Here is a 22042-nt window from a genome sequence, read left to right on the forward strand (position 1 = left end):
GACAGCACGGCCCATTCATCATCGGAGAGTTCATGACGGCGCACCACGGCAAACATGATCCATCACGCAAGACGATCTTTGAAGACGCCCCCTAGAGGGGCGGGCGGTTCTCCGTCGCGGTGTTACGAAGCTGCGAGTCCCTTGACGGTCCGCCGCGGCTCCGGCGCCTGTCGCAGACCCACTAGGAGGCACCCATGAGGATGCTCATCAACGTCGCCGAGACCGTCGTCGCCGACGCGCTGCGCGGGATGGCCGCCGCGCACCCCGAGCTGACGGTCGACGTCGAGAACCGCGTGATCGTGCGCAGGGACGCCCCGGTCGAGGGCAAGGTCGCGCTCGTCTCGGGCGGTGGATCCGGGCACGAGCCGCTGCACGGCGGGTTCGTGGGGCCGGGGATGCTGTCGGCCGCGTGTCCGGGCGAGGTGTTCACCTCACCCGTGCCCGATCAGATGGTGCGGGCCGCGGCCGCCGTCGACAGCGGGGCGGGCGTCCTCTTCATCGTGAAGAACTACACGGGTGACGTGCTCAACTTCGACATGGCCGCGGAGCTCGCCGAGGACGAGGGCATCCAGGTGGCCAAGGTGCTCGTCGACGACGACGTGGCAGTCACCGACAGTCTCTACACCGCGGGGCGGCGCGGTACCGGCGCCACCCTCTTCGTGGAGAAACTGGCGGGCGCTGCCGCCGACGCGGGCATGCCGCTCGAGCGGGTCGAGGCCGTCGCCCGGCAGGTCAACGAGAACGCGCGCAGCTTCGGCGTCGCACTCGGCGCGTGCAGTACACCGGCCAAGGGCATCCCCACCTTCGAACTCCCGCCAGGCAGGCTGGAGTTGGGAGTGGGTATCCACGGCGAGCCGGGGCGCGAGCGGCGGCCCATGATGACCTCGCACGAGATCGCCGACTTCGCGGTCAACGCCGTACTGGAGGACCTCGACCCGCGCAATCCGGTCCTCGTCCTCGTCAACGGCATGGGGGCCACGCCCCTGCTCGAACTGTACGGCTTCAACGCCGAGGTCCAGCGCGTCCTCATCGAACGCGGCGTCCCCGTGGCGCGCACCCTCGTCGGCAACTACGTGACCTCGTTGGACATGGCCGGAGCCTCGGTGACGTTGTGCCAGGTCGACGAGGGGCTGCTGCGGCTGTGGGACGCGCCGGTCCGCACCCCGGGCCTGCGCTGGGGCGCCTGACGCTCCGGGACGCCTCCGCACGCACGGCAACCGGCCCGACAACGCAAGGAGACCCCGTGCTCGACGCCGACTTCTTCCGCCGCTGGCTGACGGCCACTGCCGCCGCCGTCGACCGTGAGGCCGACCGGCTCACGGAGCTGGACTCGCCCATCGGCGACGCCGACCACGGCAGCAATCTGCGGCGCGGGTTCACCGCCGTCGCGGACGTCCTGGAGAAGGAGGCCCCGGACACGCCCGGCGCCGTCCTCGTGCTGGCGGGGCGCCGGTTGATCTCGACCGTCGGTGGTGCTTCGGGGCCGCTCTACGGCACGTTGCTGCGCCGCACCGGAAAGGCGCTCGGCGACGCCGCGGAGGTCGACAGGGCGGGGTTCGCCGAGGCGCTGCGGACCGGCGTCGACGCGGTGGCCGCGCTCGGCGGCGCCGCGCCCGGCGACAAGACGATGCTGGACGCGCTCTTCCCCGCGCTCGACGCGCTGGAGGAATCCTTCGACGCGGCGCGGGAGGCCGCGCTCCACGGCGCCCTGGCCACGACTGCGCTGCAGGCGCGCAAGGGGCGCGCGAGCTATCTGGGCGAGCGCAGCATCGGCCACCAGGACCCGGGCGCGACGTCGGCGGCGCTGCTGTTCGAGGCGCTGGCCGAGACCGCGGAGGGCGACGATGGCCGGAAGGCCGGCCGTGGCTGACGGCCCGCTGGTCGGCATCGTCCTCGTCTCCCACAGCGGTCCCCTCGCCGAGGCGGTCGCCGCGCTCGCCACGGGCCTGGCGGGCGGCGGGGCCACCGCACCGGTGGCCGCCGCCGGTGGAACGCCGGACGGCGGCCTCGGCACCAGCGCCGAGCTGATCTCGGCGGCGGCGGCGCGGGTCGACCGCGGCGCGGGCGTCGCGATCCTCACCGACCTCGGCAGCGCGGTCCTCACCGTGAAGGCCCTGATCGCCGAGGGTGACGAACTCCCGGACGGCGCCCGCCTGGTGGACGCCCCCTTCGTGGAGGGCGCGGTGGCGGCCGTGGTGACCGCGTCGGCTGGCGCGGGGCTCGCCGCGGTCGAGGCCGCGGCGACCGAGGCGTACACCTACCGGAAGGTCTGAGCCTGTCTTTGAACTCCCGCCCGCGCCCCGACGCCCGGCACGCGCCCTCGGCGCAAGCAGTTCCTCCGCGTGGCTAGTCGCCCCGCACGAACTGCCGGGCCAGCGCGTCGCCCCGGTCGACCGCGTCCTGGTGGCTCTCGATCGGGACGGCCTTGGAACCCTTGAAGAAGATGTACGTGACGTCGGAGGCCGCGCCGCCCGTCCGGGGGTCGGGCGGGATGCCGAGCGCCGCGGCCGCCGCGTACGACGCCTCGCCGATGAGCTCGGTGGGGCCGGTGTCGCCGACGACGGCGTACAGCACACTGTCGCGGTGGACGACGGCGGCGACGGTGCCGCCGGTGATGCCGTGCGCGAGGTGGTTCCAGCGTTGGCTGGGTCCGGGCACGACGACGTAGGGCAGTTGCTGGGCGTTCAGTTGGCGGCCGTCGGACTGCTGGTAGGTCGTGGTGTCGAGGAACAGCGGGTCGGTGCGGCGGTTGCAGGCCTGGGTCGGCTGCCCGTCGCAGTCGATGTCCATGTCGGCCTTCCAGAAGACCGCGTTCGGCGTACCGCAGACCGGGACGTCGGCGGGGGCGCCGTCGTCGGTGCGGTACTCGCCCTGCGAGATCTTCGTGCAACCGCGCGTGCGGGCCAGCAGGTCGGCGGCGCGCACCGTCCCCTCGCTTGCGGGTGACCGCTGGGCGGCGGAGTACGGGGCGGGGGGCGGCAGGGCAGCGCCGACCACACCGGCCGCGGCGACCAGGAACACCGCTCCACGACACCTGAATCTGTTACGCACGAGAGGGATATCCCAGTTTGCGCCCCGGCCCATGCCCTTGTCCGCCGATCAGGGTCCGGACGGCCCACGCCCCACCTCTTGATGTGCCCTCGTCACCTGTGTCAAATAGGTCCGGACCAATGCCGTCGAGTGGAAGGCAGCACCGTGCGACGGACGCCCCACCTGTCCACCCCTCCCGCCCTGCTGACCGCCATGGCCGCGACCGCGGTCGCGCTGGGCGGCTGTGCGTGGAGCGGCAGCGACACCAAGGACACCAACCCGCCGGCGGCACCCCGCGGCGTCACCGTGCAGGCGGGCAGTTCGACGACCGCCCACGTCATGTGGAACCAGGCCGTCGACGACACGGACGTCACCGGGTACGAGGTGTACCGCGACGCCAGGAAGGTGAAGACGGTGCCGGGCAGGGAGCTCATGGTGGACGTCGTCGGCCTCAAGCCGTCCGCCACGTACACCTTCACCGTGCGCGCCCGCGACGCCGAGGGGAACGTCAGCGAGGACAGCAAGCGGCTCTCGGTCACGATGCCGGCCGCGACCGCGGCGGACCACGAGCCCCCGTCCCGCCCCGCGCGCCCGACGGGCAGGGCCGAGGGAAGCAGCGCGGCGATGCTGACCTGGGGGACGTCGTCGGACGACGAGCGCGTGGCCTCGTACGAGATCTACCAGGCCGGTTCGAAGATCCACAGCGTCGGCGGGAACCAGACCGCGACGCTGGTCACCGGGCTGCGGCCGGGCACCACCTACACCTTCACGGTCAAGGCCCGCGACGCCGCCGACAACTTCTCCCCCGCGAGCCCCGAGGTCCGCCTCACCACCACGGGCAAGGGCTCGGGCCGCGGCACCGCGCCCACCGGCTTCCGGGCCCGCACGCACCGCGCGGACGGCGCGTACTACATCGACCTGTCCTGGACGCCACCGCGCACCGGCGGCGCCGTGGCGGAGTACCAGATCCAGCTGGACGGCCGCACCGTCACCTCACTCGTCTTCGGCGGCACGGCACCGCGCGACAAGGCCGAGCACAGCTTCTACATCGGCAGGAAGACCGGGGAGCGGCACCGGGTGAGGATCCGCCCGAAGCTGCCCGACGGCACGTGGGGCGGCTACTCGCCCGAGCGGACGGTCACGACGGGATGAGCGCCGGGCGGGCCCGGTACAGGAGTCGACTTCTGTGATGTCCGCGGCCGATCCCGTCGAGGTCGGACACAATCGGAAGCGCTCTCGACCAACTTGCTTGCATCCAGGGGTAGTTGGCGCCGACCCGGAGGCCTGGGCGGCAGGAGCGGGACGGTCATGAGGGAGGCGCGGACGTTGTGCGGTGAGTGGGACTACATCGTGGTGGGGGCGGGGTCGGCCGGCTGTGTGCTGGCGGCCAGGCTGTCCGAGGACGGGCGGGCCCGGGTGCTTCTTCTCGAGGCGGGAGGGGAGGACAGCAAGGCGGAGCTGGCGGTGCCCTCCGCCTGGCCCGCGCTCCAGGGCTCCGAGGTCGACTACGGCTACAGCACGGTCCGGCAGGGCGGCGCCGACGGGACCGCGCGGGCCTTTCCGCGGGGGCGCACGCTGGGCGGCTCGGGCGCCATCAACGGCCTCATCCACCTGCGCGGACACCGCGCCGACTACGACCGCTGGGCGGCCCTGGGGTGCACGGGCTGGGGCTTCGACGAGACGTTGCCGTACTTCCGGCGCATGGAGACCGTCCACGGCAAGGACCCGAAGTTCCGCGGCGCCGAGGGGCCCTTGTCGCCGGAGACCGCGCGGGAGGGCGGCCACCCCCTCTCCCAGGACTTCGTCGACGCCGCCGCCTCGGTCGGCCACCCGAGGACCGACGACTTCAACGGCGTCGATCAGGAAGGCGTCGGATGGCACGACGTGAACATCGCGGGAGGACGCCGCCAGAGCGCCGCGCACGCCTACCTCCACCCGGCCAGGGACGACCGGCTCAACCTCACCGTCTCGACCGGATCCCGCGCGCTGCGCCTGCTCTTCGACGACGAGCGCGGCGGCGACCGCTGCACCGGCGTGGAGATCGAGCGCCACGGCATGCGGCACACCGTGCGCGCGAGGGCCGAGACGATCGTCAGCTGCGGGGCCGTCGACTCGCCACGCCTCCTGCTGCTCTCCGGCATCGGCCCCGCCGACGAGCTGCGGCAGGCGGGCATCACGGTCCGCCACGACCTGCCCGGCGTCGGCCGCAACCTGCACGACCATCCGCTGTGCCCCGTCGTCCACGAAGCCGGCCGCCCCCTGCCCCCCGCGCAGACCAGCCTCGCCGAGACGTCCCTGTCATGGCGCAGTGACGCCCGCGCGCAGGGCCCGGACATGCAACTGCTCTGCATCCACGTGCCGTACCACCCACCGACGATGCCGGTCCCGGCCAACGGATTCACCCTGGCCGTGGCCACCGTGCCCGACAGCCGCGGATCGGTACGGCTGGCCGGTCCCGACCCGCAGGCCCCGCCTCTGATCGACCCGGACTATCTGGGCCGCGAGACGGATGTGCGGCGCATGCTGAAGGGCATCGGGACGGCACGGGAGATCGCGGCGGCGCCGCCCTTCGCCCGGTGGCGCCCGCGCGAGGTGCTTCCCGGGGCGGACGTCACCGACGAGGCCGGGCTGCGGGGCTACCTCGCCGCGGCCGTCGGTCCGTACTTCCACCCCGTGGGCACCTGCGCGATGGGCACGGGACCCGACGCGGTCGTGGCTCCGGACCTGACCGTGCGCGGCCTGCGGGGTCTTCGGGTGGTGGACGCCTCGGTGATGCCCACGATCGTGTCGGTCAACACGAACACGGCCACGATGATGATCGCGGAGAAGGCCGCGGACCTGATCCGCGGGAGCGGCACGCGGCGTCCGCCGGGGTCGGAACCGGGGCCCGTCGTCTGACATGCTGGCGCCGTGCGCGTACTGATCGTGACAGCGGGGAGTTGGGGCGACGTCGCCCCGTACACCGGACTGGGCGTGCGGCTGCGCGCGGCGGGCCACGAAGTGTCGCTGGCCACTCATGAACGTTTCGAGCGGGCGGTGACCGCCCACGGACTCGGCTTCCGGCCGCTGCCCGTCGACCCGCTGAAGGAGCTGGCCTCGCAGGACGGTCAGGGTCTCGCCCGGGCCGTCAGCCCGCCGGTGGCCCTCGCGCGGCTGATGCGGATGACACGGGCGTTCATGCCCCGGCTGACCGACGGGGTCGTGGCCGCCGTGCGCCAAGGCGCCGATGTGGTGCTGAGTTCGACGGTCACCGACCCGGCGTGCGCGGCGCTCGGTGAGGCGCTGGGGCTGCCGAGCCTCGGTGTCTACCTCCAGCCGGTCCGCCCCACCGGCGCCTATCCCCCGATGATCACGAGCGCCCGCACCTTCGGCCCGTACGGCAACCGGCTGGCCGGGCACGCCCTGTGGCTCGGCAGTGAGCAGATCTTCGCCCCCGCCGTCACCGCCCTGCGCCGCGAACTCGGGCTGCCGCGCCGGCGGTTCGGCGGCCCGCTGGGTCTGCCGCGCGGGCGTGGTGTCCTGCACGGCTTCAGTCCGCGGATCGTTCCCCGACCGGCGGACTGGCCCGCCGGGCACGAGGTGTGCGGCTACTGGTGGCCCGAGGCCCCGCCCGGCTGGCAGCCCGAACCGCGGCTCCTCGACTTCCTCGCCGCCGGGCCGCCGCCGGTCTTCGCCGGTTTCGGCAGCTTCGTCACCGCCGAGGCCGAGCGGCTGAGCTCGCTGCTCGCCGAGGCCATGCGCCGCGCGAAGGTGCGCGGCATCGTGCAGGCGGGCTGGAGCGGGCTGCGCGTCGAGAACGACGACGTGATCACGGTGGGCGAGGTCCCGCACGACTGGCTGTTCCCGCGGACGGCCGCCGTGATCCACCACGCGGGCGCCGGCACCACCGCGGCCGCCCTGCGCGCGGGTACCCCCGCCGTTCCCGTACCGGTCCAGCTGGACCAGCACTTCTGGGCCAACCGCGTCCACGCGCTGGGCCTTTCGCCGCGTCCGCCGCGCTTCCAGCGTCTGACCGCGTCCGGCCTCGCGCAGGCGATCACCACCGCCGTGCACAGCCCGGTCCTGCGCTCCCGCGCCGAGGGGACGGCGCTCGCACTCGGCCGCGAGGACGGCGCCCGCCGGGTCGTAGAGACCCTCGAAAGGCTCGGGTAGTGGCGGCCGGAGGCAGCGGTCAGGAAACGGCGGCGGCCCGCTCGGTCAGCAGCGCCGTCGTGCGTCGGCACCAGTCGCGGGTCTCCCGCTCGAAGGCGAGTCCGCGCAGGCACGTCAGGTAGGGGCCGATCCGCTCGCCGGTGCGCAGGAAGTCGTCCTCCTTTGCGTCACCCCGCAGCCGTACGAGGAACTTCTCCAGGGCCTCGATCTTCGCGTCGGCCACCGCGGCGCGCTCCGTGAGCTGCTCGATCACCGGTGCGGCGGCGACACCGTCGACGGCCTGCACCTTGACCAGCAGATCGTCGCGGATGAAGGACGGCTTCGCGGCGCGGGCGGCGAACCGCTCCATCTCGGCGAGGCCGTCGTCGGTGACCTTGAAAAGCCGCTTGTTGGGGCGGCCCTCCTGGACCACCTCCCGCCCGGTGACCAGGCCTTCGCTCTCCAGCCTCGTCAGTTCGGCGTAGAGCTGCTGGGGCAGCGCGTGCCAGAAGTTGGCCACGCCGATGTCGAAACCCTTGGCCAGCTGATAGCCGCTGTACTCGCCGTCAAGGAGCGCCGCGAGCACCGCGTGCCGAAGAGCCATCGTCCGTTTCCCCTTCCCTTCCGTCACCTCGCCCCCTCATCATAGTCATGCATGTGACTACTCAGATTCATGACTATGGCGGCGCGGTGCGCCGCCGCAGGATTTCGGGAGGAACCATGACGGGAACCACGACGCACCCGACGGCCGCGCGCTTCCGCGCCGTCGTCGAGCGGCGCGACCTCGGCGCGCTGGAAGAACTGTTCACGCCGGACGTCCGCCTCTACAGCCCGGTGAAGTTCACGCCCTTCGAAGGCCGCCCTATGGTTCTCGGCCTCTTCGGTGTCCTGCTGCGGACGTTCGAGGACTTCCGGTACGTCGGCGGGTACGCGGGCGAGGCGCAGACCAGCGCCGACGGCACCGTGGCGGAGTCGGACGTCCTGCTGTTCCGCACCACCGTGAACGGGAAAGAGGTCCATGGCATCGATCTGCTGCACTTCGACGAGGAGGGCCGGATCAAGGAGTTCACCGTGATGGTCCGCCCGCAATCCGCGGTGCACGCCCTCGGGCAGGCGGTGCACGCGGGCCTCGTCGAAGCAGGCCTGGTCCCGGCCCCGCAGTGACCTGACCCGGTGGTGCCGCTCTGCGCCGGACGAAGGATTCCGTCACCTGCCCGGCCTCAACCCGCATGCGGTCGCCGCTCCCGGCACGTTGGCTCTTCGTCAGGTAGCACGGGCGATCCCCCGACTCTCGGCGGCGCATGGGTTGTACCGCCTCCCGTGTCACCGGAGGGCAGACTCATGCGTACTACTCAGATATGCGTCCGTGCCGGCCTGACCGTCGCCGCCGCCTCGCTGCCGCTGGCCCTGGGTGCTCCGTCGGCGTTCGCGGGCGACGACCTCACCGTCACCGCCGCCGGATCCACCGTGCGGGCCACCACCACCGCGTGCGGCACCGGAGGCGGCACCGCCTCCCTGATGGGCGCCGCCAACGCCAGCTTCGCCGGAGGGCGGCAGGTGGCGCTGACCAACGGCAGCGCCTCGTGGCAGAACGTCGGCGCCGGTTCCTACACCGTGCTCGTCACCTGCAAGGACGGCACATCCGCCGGGCCCCGTACCGTCACCGTCGGGTCCGCGCCCACGTCCTCGTCGACGACCGCGCCCGCACGCGGCGTCCGCGGTGGGATCGGCGGCGGCAGCGAGGACCGGGGCACGCTCACGCTCGTCGTCGGCGGGACGCTGGTCGCCGCGGCCTCGACCGGCGGCGTCTGGTACCTGCGCCGGCGAGGAACCGCCGGCCGCCCCTGACCCGGGTCCGGTGCCGCCCACCTTTCGCGGGGAAAGGTGGGCGGCAGCCGCACCCCACGCGCCCTTGCCCGCCCCACTGAACCGCCTTACCGTCCTCCCAGCCGACAGGGGAGGGCGCGTTCATGCCACGACCGCTCAGCGTTCAGCTCTACACCGTGCGCGATCAGCTCGTCGCCGACCGGGAGGGGACGCTGCGCCGCCTCGCCGGTGTGGGGTACGGCGCCCTGGAGGCGTACGACGTGCTCGGCGACCCGAAGGGCTTGCGGCGGATCGTCGACGACATCGGGCTCACCGTGTGCGCCGCGCACGCCGTCCGGCCCGAGGAGTGGGACCCGCGGGAGCCGACGCTCGGCCGGTGACCGGCGCGCAGGCCCGTTCCCGCTACGGCTCCTGAAGTTCCTCGATCGCCCGCGTGAGCCACTGGGTCCAGAACGTCTCCAGGTCGATGCCTGCGCGCAGCACGAGGTGGCGCAGCCGGTCCTCGACGGCGTCCTTCCCCGGCGGGAAGTCGCGCCGTTCGATCTCCTCGTACTCGGCCAACTGGCGCCTGTGCAGGTCGAGATGGCGGCGCAGGTCCTCCTGGACGCCCGCCGTCCCGACGACCGCTGCGGCGCGCAGCCGCAGCAGGAGGGTGTCACGCATGGGCTTCGGGTCCTGGCTCGCGGCCGTCCAGCGGGCCAGTTCGGCGCGGCCGGCGGGCAGCACCTCGTACTCCTTCTTCTGGCCGCGTGCGGCCCCCTGCCGCGGCAGCGCGCGGATGGCCCCGTCGCGCTCCAGCCTGCCGAGCTCCCGGTAGATCTGCTGGTGCGTGGCCGACCAGAAGTAGCCGATCGACTTGTCGAACCTGCGGGTCAGTTCGAGGCCCGACGACGGCTTCTCCAGGAGGGCGGTGAGGATCGCGTGCGGGAGTGACATGGGGCAATCCTAGGGACGGGCGGCGCGCGGACGTGGCCGCGCGGCCCGGAGGGGACCACGCGGCCACGTTCTCACAGCGCCGCGGCCAGCTCCGTGCCCTGCTTGATGGCGCGCTTGGCGTCCAGCTCGGCGGCAACGTCGGCGCCCCCGATGAGATGTGCGGCGACACCGGCCGCGACGAGCTCCTCGTGCAGGTCGCGGCGCGGTTCCTGCCCGGAGCAGAGCACCACCGTGTCGACGGGGATCACGGACGACTGGCCGTCCACGGTGATGTGCAGGCCCGCGTCGTCGATCAGGTCGTAGCTGGCGCCCGCGACCATCGCGACGCCGCGGTGGCGCAGCTCGGTGCGGTGGATCCAGCCGGTCGTCTTGCCGAGGTCCTTGCCGATCTTGGACGTCTTGCGCTGGAGCAGGTGGACGGTGCGCGGCGGCGTCGGCCGCTCGGGCTTGGTCAGACCGCCGCGCTCGCGGTAGTCCATGTCGACGCCCCACTGCCGGAAGTACGTCGCCGGGTCCAGGCTCGCCTTCTCGCCGCCGTCGGTGAGGAACTCGGCGACGTCGAAGCCGATGCCGCCAGCGCCGATGATCGCGACCCGCTCCCCCACCGGCGCTCCGTCGCGCAGCACGTCGAGGTAGCCGACGACGCTCGGGTGGTCGATGCCGGGGATCTCGGGGATGCGAGGCGTGACGCCGGCGGCGACGACCACCTCGTCGTACGCGGCCCGGACGAGGTCGTCGGCGGTGACGACGGTGTTCAGGCGGACGTCGACGCCGCGCAGCGCGAGCTGGGTGCGGAAGTAGCGCAGGGTCTCGTCGAACTCCTCCTTGCCCGGCACCTTGCGGGCGACGTTCAGCTGGCCGCCGATCTCGGGGGCCGCGTCGAAGAGGGTGACGTCATGGCCGCGCTCGGCCGCCGAGACGGCGAAGGCGAGCCCGGCGGGCCCGGCGCCGACGACGGCGAGGCGCTTCTTGGTGCGGGTGGGCGAGAGCACGAGTTCGGTCTCGTGGCAGGCGCGCGGGTTGACCAGGCAGGAGGTGATCTGCAGGTTGAAGGTGTGGTCCAGGCATGCCTGGTTGCAGCCGATGCACGTGTTGATGGCCTCGGACTGCTCGGCCTCGGCCTTGGCGACGAAGTCGGGGTCGGCGAGGAGCGGCCGGGCCAGGGAGACCATGTCGGCGGCGCCGTCGGCGAGCAACTGCTCGGCGATCTCGGGGGTGTTGATGCGGTTGGTGGTGACGAGCGGGACGGAGACCTCGCCCATGACCTTCTTCGTGACGAAGGTGTACGCGCCGCGCGGCACGGAGGTCGCGATGGTGGGGATGCGTGCCTCGTGCCAGCCGATTCCGGTGTTGATGATCGTGGCGCCCGCGGCCTCGATCTCCTTGGCCAGGTGGACGACCTCTTCGAGGGTCGAGCCGCCGGGGACGAGGTCCAGCATGGAGAGGCGGTAGATGATGATGAAGTCCGCGCCGACGCGTTCGCGTATGCGCCGGACGATCTCTACGGGGAAGCGGATGCGGTTCTCGTAGGCGCCGCCCCAGCGGTCGGTGCGCTGATTGGTGGGGGCCGCGATGAACTCGTTGATCAAGTAGCCCTCGGAGCCCATGACTTCGACGCCGTCGTAGCCCGCGAGCCTGGCGAGCTCGGCGGCGCGCACGAAGTCCTCGACGGTCTGCTCGACCTCGTCGTCGGTGAGGGCGCGGGGCACGAAGGGGCTGATCGGCGCCTGGATCGCACTGGGCGCGACCAGCTTGTCGTGGTAGGCGTACCGGCCGAAGTGCAGGATCTGCATCGCGATCCTGCCGCCCTCGGCGTGCACCGCCGCCGTGACGGCCGCATGTTCCGCCGCCTCCGCCTCGGTGGTCAGCTTGGCGCCGCCGTCCCAGGGGCGGCCCAGCTCGTTCGGGGCGATGCCGCCGGTGACGATGAGGCCGACGCCGCCGCGCGCACGGGTCGCGTAGAACTCCGCCATCCGCTCGAAGCCGTTGGGGGCCTCTTCGAGGCCGACGTGCATCGAGCCCATCAGGACCCGGTTGGGCAGGGTCGTGAAGCCCAGGTCGAGCGGGTTCAGCAGGTTCGGGTAACGGCTCATGCGGCCCCTCCGTACGCGGTGTCTACAGGACAGTTGTAGACCAGAAGCAAGCGCTTATGCAACTAGTTGCATAAAGGTGGTCGCGTGGACCTTCGCACGCAGCGCGATGTCCGAATCCCGCCAGCCGCGCTCGCGCGCGCGACGCAGACTGGTCCCTGTCAGCACAGAGAACCGCAGGGAACGCGGCACGACCGAGGAGAAGTCCGATGACCGTCTACACGACGACCGACAGCCCGCTGGGCGAGCTGCTCCTGGTGGGCGAGGAGTCGGCCACCGCCAAGGGCGGCACCGCGCTGGCCTCCCTGTCGATGCCGGGCCAGAAGGGCGGCGCCGTCGTCCTGGACGGCTGGGTGCGCGACGCCGAGGCGTTCGAGGTGATCAGCACGCAGCTGCGCGCGTACTTCGCCGGGAACCTGACCCACTTCGACATCGAGTACGCCACCGGGGCGGGCACGGAATTCCAGCGCAGGGTCTGGGACGCCCTTGACACCGTCCCCTACGGGACCACGACCACGTACGGGCGGCTCGCCGAGCAGCTCGGCCTCTCCCGCGTGGCGGTCCGCGCCCTGGGCAGCGCCATCGGCCGCAATCCGCTGCTCGTCGTGCGCCCCTGCCACCGGGTGATCGGCGCCGACGGCTCCCTGACCGGGTACGCGGGCGGCCTGGAGAGCAAGCGGCGACTCCTCGACCTGGAGGCGGCATGACCACGGCCGCACGGACGCCCGGCGCGGCGGCCGACCCGGCGCTCGCCGCCGCGGTCGACTCGGCGGACTGGCCGGCGCTCGCCGCCGAGCTCGACGCGCACGGCTGCGCTCTCACACCGAGGCTGCTCGACCCGGCCGGGTGCCGCGACGTCGCCGCGCTCTACGACGACCCCACGCTGTTCCGCTCCACGGTCGACATGGCCAGGCACCGCTTCGGCTCCGGGCAGTACCGCTACTTCACCCACGAGCTCCCCTCCCCCGTCGCCGCACTGCGCGCCGCGCTCTACCCGCACCTGCTCACCGTCGCCCGCGACTGGGCGGAGCGCCTTGGCCGCCCGGCGCCCTGGCCCGACTCCCTTAAGGAGTGGCTCGACCGGTGCCACACGGCGGGCCAGACCAGGTCCGCCCAGATCCTCCTCCGCTACGAGGAGGGCGACTGGAACGCCCTGCACCGCGACCTGTTCGGCGACATGGTCTTCCCGCTTCAGGTCGTCATCGGCCTGGACGAACAGGGCACCGACTACACGGGCGGCGAGTTCCTCCTCGTCGAACAGCGGCCGCGGGCGCAGTCACGGGGCACCTCGACCGTCCTCCGACAGGGCCACGGCCTGATCTTCACCACCCGCGACCGCCCGGTCCGCACCGCACGCGGGTGGTCGGCGGGACCGGTGCGGCACGGGGTGAGCACGGTGCGGTCGGGCCTGCGCCGGTCCCTGGGGCTGGTCTTCCACGACGCGGCGTAGGCGCTGCTCCCCCTTCAGAAAGGCCGGGTCCAGCTTCAGAAGGGCCAGGTCCAGTCGGCGACCTCGGGGAGGTCGATGCCGTGCTCGCGGATCCAGGAGTGGTGGCGGGTGCGGGCGTCGGCCATGGCCTGGCGCACCGCTGTCGCGCGTACGGCGAGTCCCGGGACGCGGTCGATGACATCCATGACGAGGCGGTAGCGGTCGAGGTCGTTGCGCACGACCATGTCGAACGGCGTGGTCGTGGTGCCCGCCTCCTTGTAGCCGCGCACGTGCAGGTGGGCGTGGCCGGTGCGGCGGTAGGCCAGGCGGTGGATGAGCCAGGGGTAGCCGTGGTAGGCGAAGATCACTGGTTTGTCGGGGGTGAAGAGGGCGTCGTATTCGGCGTCGGCCATGCCGTGCGGGTGTTCCTCGCGGGGCATCATGCGGGCGATGTCGACGACGTTGACGACGCGCACGGCGAGGTCGGGCAGATGCTCGCGCAGCAGCGCCGCCGCGGCCAGGACCTCTTGGGTGGGCACGTCGCCCGCGCAGGCCAGGACCACGTCGGGTTCCCGCGCGCCGTGGTCGGTGCCGGCCCATTCCCAGACGCCTGCGCCGCGTGCGCAGTGGGCGCGGGCCTCATCGAGGGTGAGCCAGTCGAAGCAGGGCTGTTTGCCGGCGACGACGACGTTGACGTAGTCGCGGCTGTCCAGCACGTGTTCGGTCACCGACAGCAGGGTGTTGGCGTCCGGGGGGAGGTAGACGCGGACGACGTGCGGGCTCTTGTTGAGGACGTGGTCGACGAAGCCGGGGTCCTGGTGGGAGAAGCCGTTGTGGTCCTGGCGCCACACGTGCGAGGTCAGGAGGTAGTTCAGGGAGGGCACGGGGGCGCGCCAGGGCAGTTCGCGGGAGGTCTTCAGCCATTTGATGTGCTGGTTGACCATGGAATCAATGATGTGAACGAACGCTTCGTAGCAGGAGAAGAGGCCGTGGCGGCCGGTGAGGGTGTAGCCCTCCAGCCAGCCCTGGCAGAGGTGTTCGGAGAGGATCTCCATGACCCGGCCGTCGCGGGCGAGGTGTTCGTCGGTGTCCAGGGTGCGGGCCTGCCAGGCCTTGCCGGTGGCTTCGTAGAGCGCGTCGAGCCGGTTGGAGGCGGTCTCGTCGGGGCCCACCACACGGAAGTCGCGGCGCTCCGCGGTGTCGGCCATGACCTGTTCGAGCAGAGCGGCGGCGATCCGGGTCGGCTCGTGCAGGGTCGTGCCCGGCTTGTCGACGGGCACGGCGAACCTCTCCAGCGGTGGCAGGGGCAGCGGCCGGGTGAGGCGTCCGCCGTTGGCGTGCGGGGTGGCACCGAGCCGACGGTCACCCTCCGGAAGGCAGGAGCGGACCTGTTGGGTGGGGCGGCCGTCCTCGTCGAAGAGTTCGCGCGGGCGGTAGGAGAGCAGCCACTCCTCCAGCTGCCGCAGGTGGTCGGGGTTGTCGCGGACTCCGGAGAGCGGGACCTGGTGGGCGCGCCAGGTGCCCTCGACGGGCTCGCCGTCCACAGTCTTCGGCCCGGTCCAGCCCTTGGGTGTGCGCAGCACGATCACCGGCCAGCGCGGGCGTTCCGGCACGCCGTCGCTGCGGGCGGCCCGCTGGATGGCGGCGATGCTGTCGAGTGCCTGGTCCATGGCCGTGGCCATCGCCTGATGGACGGTGAGGGGGTCGTCGCCGCTCACGTGGACGGGCTCGTGGCCGTAGCCGCGCAGCAGCGCGTCGAGTTCGTCCTCGGGCAGCCGGGCGAGGACGGTGGGGTTGGCGATCTTGTAGCCGTTGAGGTGGAGGATCGGCAGGACGGCGCCGTCGTGGACGGGGTCGAGGAACTTGTTGGCGTGCCAGGAGCCGGCCAGCGGTCCGGTCTCCGCCTCCCCGTCCCCGATCACACAGGCGACCAGCAGGTCCGGGTTGTCGAGCGCGGCACCATAGGCGTGGGCCAGGGAGTAGCCCAGCTCGCCGCCCTCATGGATCGAGCCGGGTGTCTCGGGTGCCACGTGGCTCGGCACGCCGCCGGGGAAGGAGAACTGGCGGAACAGCTTCGCCATGCCCGCCCCGTCCCGCGTGATGTCGGGGTAGACCTCGCCGTAGGAGCCCTCCAGCCAGGAATTGGCCAGCACGGCCGGGCCCCCGTGCCCGGGACCCCAGATGCACAGCGTGTCCAGGTCGCGTTCCTTGATGACACGGTTGAGGTGGGTGTGGACGAGGTTGAGGCCGGGAGAGGTGCCCCAGTGCCCGAGCAGGCGCGGCTTGATGTGCTCGGGCCGCAACGGCTCCCTCAGCAGCGGGTTGCTCATCAGGTAGATCTGACCGGCGGCCAGATAGTTCGCCGCCCGCCAATGGGCGTCGAGTGCCGCCAGGTGGTCCTTTGCCAGGGGTGCCACGGAGTTCTCTCCTCGCAGTGTCGGGGCGTACGACCGTTTCGGGTACGGGGTACGGCGCGCTGCTGCTCGGGTTCCACGCGAGCGGCGGGTCAGTCGTACGGGACGCGGCCTGCGCTTCGTCACACGTCAGCGTCGGCGTCGGCCGTGCGGAACGGCTGATGCCGCATCCAGCACATCAGCCGTGCGGGAGGCCCGCCACCGGGCGCGCCGGAGCGGGGCGGTACGGCGGGACGGCGCCGGGCGGCACAGCGGACCGGCGCCGGGCGGCGTCAGTGGCCGCTCTTGACCGCCCGCAACAGGACGAACTTGGGGTCGCTCGCCACGACCTCGGCGTTGCCGAAGAGCTTGCGGAGCTTCACGTGGTAGCCGAGGTGGCGGTTGCCGATGACCCACAGCTCGCCGCCGGGGCGCAGCGCGGCGCGGGCTCCGGTGAACATGCGGCGGGCGGTCGCGCCGGTCGTGGCCTGGTGGCTGTGGAAGGGCGGGTTGTTCAGGACGAGGTCCACCGTCCCCGGCGCCACGGCCGCGAGGGCGTCGCCCGCCACGAAGTGCGCCTTGGCACCGTCGGCGGCGTTGGCCCGGAAGGTGGCCTCGGCGGAGGCGACGGCCTGGAACGACTCGTCGATGAAGGTCACCGTGGCGTCGGGGTCCGCGACGGATGCGGCGGTGCCGAGCACGCCGTTGCCGCAGCCGAGGTCGACGACGTGGGCGCCGCCGCGGGCGCGGGGCAGGTGCTTGAGGAAGAAGCGGGTGCCGATGTCGAGCCGGTCGGCGCAGAAGATGCCCGCGTGGTTGACGACGGTGAGGCCGGCGCCGGCGCCGGAGTCGGCGGGCAGCACGTAGCGGCCGGGCCAGGGGTTGGCTTCCGGCGTGCGCTCCGGGTCCGGGGTGCTGAAGATCAGCCGCGCCTTCTGCCGGGCCAGTGAGGTTCTGGTCGGCCCGATGATCCGCTCGAAGAGCTCAAGGGTCGACGTATGGATCTCGGTCACCATGCCCGTACCGACGACGAGGGTGCCCTCGTGCACGGCGGGCGCGAGCCGGTGCAGCTGGTCCTCCAGGAGCGCGAGGCTCTTCGGTACGCGGACCAGGAGTACGTCGACGCGTGCGGGCGGTGCGTCCCTGGTCGTCAGGAGCCGCGCCGAGTCCGGCGCGTGGCCGGCCCGCGCGAGGTTGGCCCGGGTGGCCTGCTGGGCGAGGAAGGAGTCGGTGATCTGCACGGGCACGCGCGCGTGCCCGGCGAGTGCGGTGGTCAGGGCGCCCCATCGGTCCCCGACGACGACCACGGTTTCGGGCTCCGGTCCGCGGAGGTCGACGGTCGCGGCGCCCTCCTCCCCCGCCAGGTGCCGCAGCAGGTAGGCGTCCGCCGCCGACCAGGCGCGCAGTTGCTCGCGGGGGTCCTCCGGGTAGCGGGTGAGGTCGTACGCGCCCCATGACGTGCTCAAACGGTTCATCGTGCTCTCAGGCTAACGGAGAGTCCTTTGTGTCACGATCGGCACAGACCCGCGGCCGGGACGCCACTACGGTCGACGTCATGATCGTATGGCTCAACGGAACCCATGGCGCGGGCAAGACGACGACCGCCGCACTGGTGCAGCAACTCCTGCCGGACTCACGGGTGTTCGATGCCGAGAAGGTCGGCGAGACGCTGATGGACATCAGACCGGGGCTGCCCTGGACGGGCAACTTCCAGCACTGGCCGCCGTGGCGGCCGCTCGTCGTCGAGACCGCCCGCCAGGTGCTCGACTACACCGGCGGCACCCTGGTGATGCCGATGACCGTCCTGGTCGAGCAGTACTGGCGCGAGATCAGCTCGGGTCTCGCCCAACACGGGATCCCCGTACTCCACTTCGTCCTCCACGCCGACCAGGACGCCCTCCGCGCGCGCATCGACGGCGACACCGCGCTCGGCCCTTCCTCGTTCCGCCACGCCCACGTCGAGCCCTACGCCGAGGCGGCCCGCACCTGGCTGCACGCCGAGGCCGAAGTCGTCGACACGACGCACCTCACCCCCGCCGAGGCCGCGCTGCGCATCGCGGAAACCGTCAAGAGCCAAGAGCTGAATCCGGCGGTTCGAGGACCGGGGTGACGTCCGCGTCGTAGGGCGACGGGGGGATTCCCGGACCGGCGGGTCGGCGTCCTCGCTCACCGCTGCGGAGCCGGCTCGAACCAGGTGGCGCCGTCCGCCATCGCCTGCTTGATCCGGAACAGCGAGAACTCGTGCAGCCGGGGCAGCGCGTCCACGTCGAACCACGCCACCTCCAGCGACTCGTCGTCGTTCACCCGGGCCTCGCCGCCGACGGCACGGCAGCGCAGGGTGATGTCCATGTACTGGCAAATGTCGCCGTTGTCGTAGGTGACCGGCTCCAGCGCCTGCACCAGGACCACCCGCTCGGGCACGCAGTGCACGGCCGTCTCCTCGTACACCTCGCGCACCGCGCACTCCGCGGGCTGCTCACCCGGGTCCGGGATGCCGCCGATCACGGACCACCTGCCGTTGTCGGAGCGCCGCCCGAGCAGCACTCTTCCCTCGTCGTCGAAGACGATGGCGGTGACTCCGGGGAGCCAGAGCAGTTGCTGGCCCGCGGCGGCCCGGATCGTATGGATGAAGTCGGGAGTAGCCATGCTCCGACCCTAACGGCGCCGCGTCATTGCCCCTGCCCGGACCAAGGATTACGGCTGCGCGGTGCGCCGGATCCGCACCGCCGACGTCACGGCCCAGCCGAGCCCGCCCGCGGCGATCAGCACCAGAACGCCCTCGGGCAGGACGCCCAGCCGGGTGGCGGGGGTCCGTGACGAGCGCAGCGGCACCTCCTCGACGAGCGAGTCGGCGGTGTACCACGTCGTCTTCGCCCTGACCTTGCCGTCCGGCATGATCACGGCGCTGACTCCGCTGGTCACCGGCACCGCGACGGCGCGGCTGTGCTCGACCGCGCGGATCCGGGACATGGCGAGCTGCTGATAGGTCATCTCGCTGCGGTCGAAGGTGGCGTTGTTGCTGGGCACCGAGATGATCTGCGCGCCGTGGGTGACGGTGTCGCGCACGGCCCAGTCGAAGGCGGCCTCGTAACAGGTCGCGATGCCCACCCGGGTGCCGGCCATGGTGAAGACGCCGGGCTCGGTGCCGCGGCTGAAGTCCTGGCGCACCTTGTCGACGTCGCTGCTGAACGAGCTGATGAGGGAGCGCAGCGGGATGTACTCGCCGAAGGGCTGGATCTGCCGCTTGTCGTACGTGTCCGTGGGGCCCTTCCTCGGGTCCCAGAGGATCTGCTCGTTGTAGAGCTTGCCGTCCTCCTTCTCGACGACGCCGCCGATGGAGACCGGCACTCCGATCGCCGCCACCGCGCGCTCGATCGCGCGGCGCGCCTCGGGGTCGGTGAACGGGTCGACGTCGGAGGAGTTCTCCGGCCACAGGACCAGGTCCGGGTGCTTGGCCTTGCCCGCCTTCACTTCGGCGGCAAGGCGTTCGGTCTCGCGCACGTGGTGGTCCAGTACGGCGCGGCGCTGCGCGTTGAAGTCGAGTCCCGCGCGCGGGACGTTGCCCTGGATCGCTGCGATGGTCGCGGTGCCGTCCTCGGCCTTGTCGCTGACGAACGCGAGCGCGGCGAACGCGCCGCCCACCGGGACGAGCACGCTGAGCACCGCCGCGGCGGCCGCCCCGCGGCGCACGGTGCGGGCGCCGCGCGCGTCGCGGATGCGGCGGACCTGGCGGAAGGTCTCGTAGAGGCCGAAGCCGCAGAGGACGACGGCGAAGCCGAGCACGGGAGTGCCGCCGAGCGCGGCAAGCGGCAGGAAGACGCCGTCCGCCTGACCGAAGGCGACCTTGCCCCAGGGGAAGCCGTTGAACGGCACGCGCGCGCGTGCCGCCTCGCCCGCGACCCACAGGGCCGCCGCCCAGAGCGGATACCCGGGCAGCCGTGAGACGGCCGCGATGCCCGCGCCTACCAGGGCGACGAAGACCGCCTCCACGGCGGCGAGCGCGAGCCACGGGCCGGGGCCGACCTCGACGCCGGTCCATACGAGGAGCGGGAGCAGGAAGCCGAGGCCGAAGAGGTAGCCGAGGCCGAGGCCCGCCTTCCAGGTACGGCCGTGCAGACACCAGGCGAGGAGCCCGAAGGCGGGGAGCGCCAGCCACCACAGGGTGCGGGGCGGGAAGCTGACGTAGAGCAGCACTCCGGAGAGGGCCGCCACGGCGGCGGGCACGAGCCGTCGCAGGGCGCGTGCGGCGCGGGCGGCCCGCGGGGGCTGGGGATCGAGCTGATCCGGCTCTACGGGGGCGGTGGTGGCGGTCACCCGGGGAGTGTACGGCGCCTCAGCCGGGCGCCGACAGGTCGGTCGGCCCAGGCGGCGAGGGGTGCTCGCGACCGCGTTCGCGGAATCGTTTCCGCACGACTGGCCCCACAGCGGGGCGCCAGCCGTTAGCGTGTGGCCGGGCCCCCGTGGCCCGGCCGGTCCACGCCATCGTGGGGCGGTCCGTGCCGGTGGGGTCCGGCATACACCGGGGGGCGACGGGGTGGGGGCGACGGGGACGGCTGTGCCGGCGGGTCCGGCAGCGGCGCGGGAACGGCGGAGCGCGTCCGACGCGACGGGTGGCGCGCTGCTCGGCGCGTGCGCCGCCTGGGCGCTGATCACCGCGGGTGTGCACGGCGGCAGCCCCGAGGGTCTGCTCCTCGCGGTCCTCGCCGTAGCGGCGGGCTACTCGGGCGGACGGATCCGCGGGGCGCTGCTTCCCGTCGCCGCGCCCTGTGCGGGGGCGCTCGCGGGGCTCGGGCTCGCGGTGGCCGCGCCGCACTCCGCGGCGGGCCCCTCTTCTTCGGGCCACGGCGGTGCCACGGCCGCCCTGCTGATCCTTGCGGCGGGTGCGGCCTGCTGCGCGGCGTGGGCGGCCCGGACTCCCGCGGCCCGCCGCGCGCTGCGGCTGCTCGCCGCGGGGATCGCGGTCGCCGCGGCGGTGCTCGGCTCACCGGTCGGGTGCGCGGGCGCCGCCCTGGTGCTGCTCTGCTCGCTCGCGGCGGCCCGGATGCGCGGCAGGACGCTGGGCCTCGCCGGGCTCGCGGTCGTGGCGGTGCTGGTCACCGGTGTCTGCATCGCGGTGGCCGACGACGCGCTGCCGGACGGGCTCGCGGCTCCCGTGGAGGGCGGGCTCGGCCGCCACCGTGTGCTGCTGTGGCAGGACGCGCTGGGTCTCGCGGAGCGGGACCCCGCCATGGGCGTGGGTCCTGGGCGGTTCGGCGAGGTGAGGCCGGTGGTCGCCGAGGACCTGCCGACGGACGGGAAGCCGCATTCGGCGCCGTTGCAGCAGGCGTCGGAGCAGGGTCTTGTCGGGGTGGCACTGCTGGCCGCGGTGTTCTGCTGGCTGCTGTTCGCCCTGTGGCGTTCGCCCGGCACCACCCAGGTCGTGCTGTCGGCGGGCACGGCCCTGACGGCGCTGACCGCCGTGGCGGCGGTGGGCAACGCCCTGAGCGTGACGACGGTGACGACGGGTGCGGGGCTCCTCGCCGGGATCGCCACGGCGCGGCCGCTGGGCGACAACGTACGGGACGGCCCGGAACGTCCGGTCAGGACCCGCTGTCCTTGAGGCCGAGGCGGGCCCGGATGACGCGCACCGCCGCCTCGGCGTTGTCCACCGTCACCGTGAACTTGTGGCCGTCGCCCAGGCTGAGCACCATCCCCTCGCCGCGCCGGACCACGACGGCGGTGCCCTTCTCGGGCCGCCAGCGGTAGCCCCAGCCGCCCCACTGCCGAGGGGTGACGGCGGGCGCGAAGTCGGCGCCGACGACGTGGGAGAGCGGGATGAGGCGGCGCGGCAGTCCCAGATGGCCGCAGCGCACCTCGAGGTAGTCCTCGTCGACCTTCACCGCCACGTGCACGAAGGCGAGCGTCCCGAAGAGCATCAGGAGCCCGACGGTGATACAGCCCACCACGGACATGACCAGCGGGGCGATGCCGGAGGTCCACATGGAGTCCACGGCGAGCTCGACGCCGAGCGCCACACAGGCGGCGCCGGCACAGGCCAGGAGCCACTGGGCGCGGTTGGTCGCGCGTCCGGTCCAGACTTCGAGCGGGCTGTCGGAAGCGGCCCGCTCGCCCGGGGCTTGGTCCCTCATGCTTCGAGACTACTCAGAATCCCCCACGAAGCCACCCGATCACTCACGGTGATCACTGGCGCGGAGCAGAGCCCGGCA

Annotated in this window: 22 protein-coding genes; 13 read left to right on the forward strand and 9 right to left on the reverse strand. The window is 72.7% G+C overall.

Translation table 11 applies throughout. From position 1 onward, the window contains the following. Positions 1-194: 194 nt before the first annotated feature. The 3 genes from dhaK to AC07DI_RS13755 are packed head-to-tail and all read left to right on the forward strand — an operon-like array spanning position 195 to position 2273. Positions 195-1187: a dihydroxyacetone kinase subunit DhaK gene (gene dhaK / locus AC07DI_RS13745; RefSeq protein ID WP_478904483.1), complete on the forward strand. Its 993-nt coding sequence runs from the start codon at positions 195-197 to the stop codon at positions 1185-1187. 56 nt (positions 1188-1243) lie between these two features. Beyond that, positions 1244-1870 (forward strand): dihydroxyacetone kinase subunit DhaL, encoded by a 627-nt coding sequence (gene dhaL / locus AC07DI_RS13750; RefSeq protein WP_478904485.1) that lies wholly within the window; start codon positions 1244-1246, stop codon positions 1868-1870. Continuing rightward, positions 1845-2273 carry a PTS-dependent dihydroxyacetone kinase phosphotransferase subunit DhaM gene (locus AC07DI_RS13755; RefSeq protein ID WP_478904487.1) on the forward strand — a complete coding sequence of 143 codons (429 nt, stop codon included), beginning with the start codon at positions 1845-1847 and terminating at the stop codon, positions 2271-2273. The genes dhaL and AC07DI_RS13755 overlap by 26 nt, the downstream gene beginning before the upstream one ends. 73 nt (positions 2274-2346) lie before the next feature. Here the strand turns inward: AC07DI_RS13755 and AC07DI_RS13760 are convergent, their stop codons facing one another. Beyond that, complete coding sequence (locus tag AC07DI_RS13760) at positions 2347-3021, reverse strand: glycoside hydrolase family 75 protein (RefSeq protein WP_478904488.1); 675 nt, start codon at positions 3019-3021, stop codon at positions 2347-2349. A gap of 174 nt (positions 3022-3195) precedes the next feature. On the opposite strand from AC07DI_RS13760, the gene AC07DI_RS13765 reads away from it, so the two are divergent. The 3 genes from AC07DI_RS13765 to AC07DI_RS13775 all read left to right on the forward strand — a co-directional run bounded on the left by AC07DI_RS13765 (position 3196) and on the right by AC07DI_RS13775 (position 7182). Continuing rightward, the gene (locus tag AC07DI_RS13765) at positions 3196-4182 is read left to right on the forward strand and encodes a fibronectin type III domain-containing protein (protein WP_478904490.1); all 987 of its coding nucleotides are present in this window, start codon (positions 3196-3198) and stop codon (positions 4180-4182) included. A gap of 156 nt (positions 4183-4338) precedes the next feature. Further along, positions 4339-5928: a GMC family oxidoreductase gene (locus AC07DI_RS13770; protein ID WP_478904492.1), complete on the forward strand. Its 1590-nt coding sequence runs from the start codon at positions 4339-4341 to the stop codon at positions 5926-5928. Positions 5929-5940: 12 nt separating this feature from the next. Beyond that, positions 5941-7182 carry a glycosyltransferase gene (locus AC07DI_RS13775; protein ID WP_478904494.1) on the forward strand — a complete coding sequence of 414 codons (1242 nt, stop codon included), beginning with the start codon at positions 5941-5943 and terminating at the stop codon, positions 7180-7182. 19 nt (positions 7183-7201) lie between these two features. On the opposite strand, the gene AC07DI_RS13780 is transcribed toward AC07DI_RS13775, so the two are convergent. Beyond that, positions 7202-7765: a PadR family transcriptional regulator gene (locus AC07DI_RS13780; RefSeq protein WP_478904496.1), complete on the reverse strand. Its 564-nt coding sequence runs from the start codon at positions 7763-7765 to the stop codon at positions 7202-7204. Positions 7766-7881: 116 nt separating this feature from the next. On the opposite strand from AC07DI_RS13780, the gene AC07DI_RS13785 reads away from it, so the two are divergent. The 3 genes from AC07DI_RS13785 (at position 7882) to AC07DI_RS13795 (ending at position 9368) form a co-directional block, all read left to right on the forward strand. After that, a complete protein-coding gene (locus AC07DI_RS13785; protein WP_384258972.1) occupies positions 7882-8325 on the forward strand; it encodes a nuclear transport factor 2 family protein in 444 nt (147 codons plus the stop codon). A gap of 177 nt (positions 8326-8502) precedes the next feature. Next, complete coding sequence (locus AC07DI_RS13790; protein ID WP_478904498.1) at positions 8503-9009, forward strand: hypothetical protein; 507 nt, start codon at positions 8503-8505, stop codon at positions 9007-9009. 122 nt (positions 9010-9131) lie between these two features. Continuing rightward, a complete protein-coding gene (locus tag AC07DI_RS13795; protein WP_478904500.1) occupies positions 9132-9368 on the forward strand; it encodes a hypothetical protein in 237 nt (78 codons plus the stop codon). A 22-nt stretch (positions 9369-9390) separates the two neighbouring features. Here AC07DI_RS13795 and AC07DI_RS13800 read toward each other — a convergent pair whose 3' ends face one another. After that, positions 9391-9924 carry a PadR family transcriptional regulator gene (locus AC07DI_RS13800; RefSeq protein WP_384258978.1) on the reverse strand — a complete coding sequence of 178 codons (534 nt, stop codon included), beginning with the start codon at positions 9922-9924 and terminating at the stop codon, positions 9391-9393. A gap of 71 nt (positions 9925-9995) precedes the next feature. Further along, positions 9996-12017 carry an oxidoreductase gene (locus tag AC07DI_RS13805; protein ID WP_478904502.1) on the reverse strand — a complete coding sequence of 674 codons (2022 nt, stop codon included), beginning with the start codon at positions 12015-12017 and terminating at the stop codon, positions 9996-9998. Between the two features lie 206 nt (positions 12018-12223). Here AC07DI_RS13805 and AC07DI_RS13810 point away from each other — a divergent pair, with 206 nt between their 5' ends. Together AC07DI_RS13810 and AC07DI_RS13815 are read left to right on the forward strand one after the other, a co-directional pair. After that, positions 12224-12721, forward strand: coding sequence for a methylated-DNA--[protein]-cysteine S-methyltransferase (locus AC07DI_RS13810; RefSeq protein WP_478904504.1), 498 nt, complete (start codon positions 12224-12226; stop codon positions 12719-12721). After that, the gene (locus AC07DI_RS13815; RefSeq protein ID WP_478904506.1) at positions 12718-13464 is read left to right on the forward strand and encodes a 2OG-Fe(II) oxygenase; all 747 of its coding nucleotides are present in this window, start codon (positions 12718-12720) and stop codon (positions 13462-13464) included. The genes AC07DI_RS13810 and AC07DI_RS13815 overlap by 4 nt, the downstream gene beginning before the upstream one ends. 35 nt (positions 13465-13499) lie before the next feature. On the opposite strand, the gene AC07DI_RS13820 is transcribed toward AC07DI_RS13815, so the two are convergent. Together AC07DI_RS13820 and AC07DI_RS13825 are read right to left on the reverse strand one after the other, a co-directional pair. Further along, positions 13500-15860 (reverse strand): phosphoketolase family protein, encoded by a 2361-nt coding sequence (locus tag AC07DI_RS13820; protein ID WP_478904508.1) that lies wholly within the window; start codon positions 15858-15860, stop codon positions 13500-13502. A 269-nt stretch (positions 15861-16129) separates the two neighbouring features. Further along, on the reverse strand, positions 16130-17311 hold the full coding sequence (locus AC07DI_RS13825; protein ID WP_478904510.1) for a methyltransferase: 1182 nt from the start codon (positions 17309-17311) through the stop codon (positions 16130-16132). Between the two features lie 80 nt (positions 17312-17391). On the opposite strand from AC07DI_RS13825, the gene AC07DI_RS13830 reads away from it, so the two are divergent. Next, positions 17392-17946 carry a P-loop nucleotide/nucleoside kinase family protein gene (locus tag AC07DI_RS13830; RefSeq protein ID WP_384258989.1) on the forward strand — a complete coding sequence of 185 codons (555 nt, stop codon included), beginning with the start codon at positions 17392-17394 and terminating at the stop codon, positions 17944-17946. Positions 17947-18002: 56 nt separating this feature from the next. Here the strand turns inward: AC07DI_RS13830 and AC07DI_RS13835 are convergent, their stop codons facing one another. Beyond that, complete coding sequence (locus tag AC07DI_RS13835; protein ID WP_478904512.1) at positions 18003-18482, reverse strand: NUDIX hydrolase; 480 nt, start codon at positions 18480-18482, stop codon at positions 18003-18005. 48 nt (positions 18483-18530) lie between these two features. Then, the gene (lnt, locus tag AC07DI_RS13840; protein WP_478904513.1) at positions 18531-20150 is read right to left on the reverse strand and encodes an apolipoprotein N-acyltransferase; all 1620 of its coding nucleotides are present in this window, start codon (positions 20148-20150) and stop codon (positions 18531-18533) included. A gap of 241 nt (positions 20151-20391) precedes the next feature. Between lnt and AC07DI_RS13845 the strand changes: the two genes are divergently transcribed. Beyond that, a complete protein-coding gene (locus AC07DI_RS13845; RefSeq protein ID WP_478904515.1) occupies positions 20392-21435 on the forward strand; it encodes an O-antigen ligase family protein in 1044 nt (347 codons plus the stop codon). On the opposite strand, the gene AC07DI_RS13850 is transcribed toward AC07DI_RS13845, so the two are convergent. After that, the gene (locus AC07DI_RS13850) at positions 21416-21964 is read right to left on the reverse strand and encodes a hypothetical protein (RefSeq protein ID WP_478904517.1); all 549 of its coding nucleotides are present in this window, start codon (positions 21962-21964) and stop codon (positions 21416-21418) included. The genes AC07DI_RS13845 and AC07DI_RS13850 overlap by 20 nt on opposite strands. Positions 21965-22042 lie beyond the last annotated feature (78 nt).

It is taken from the genome of Streptomyces sp. NPDC044106 (genome assembly GCF_056433985.1).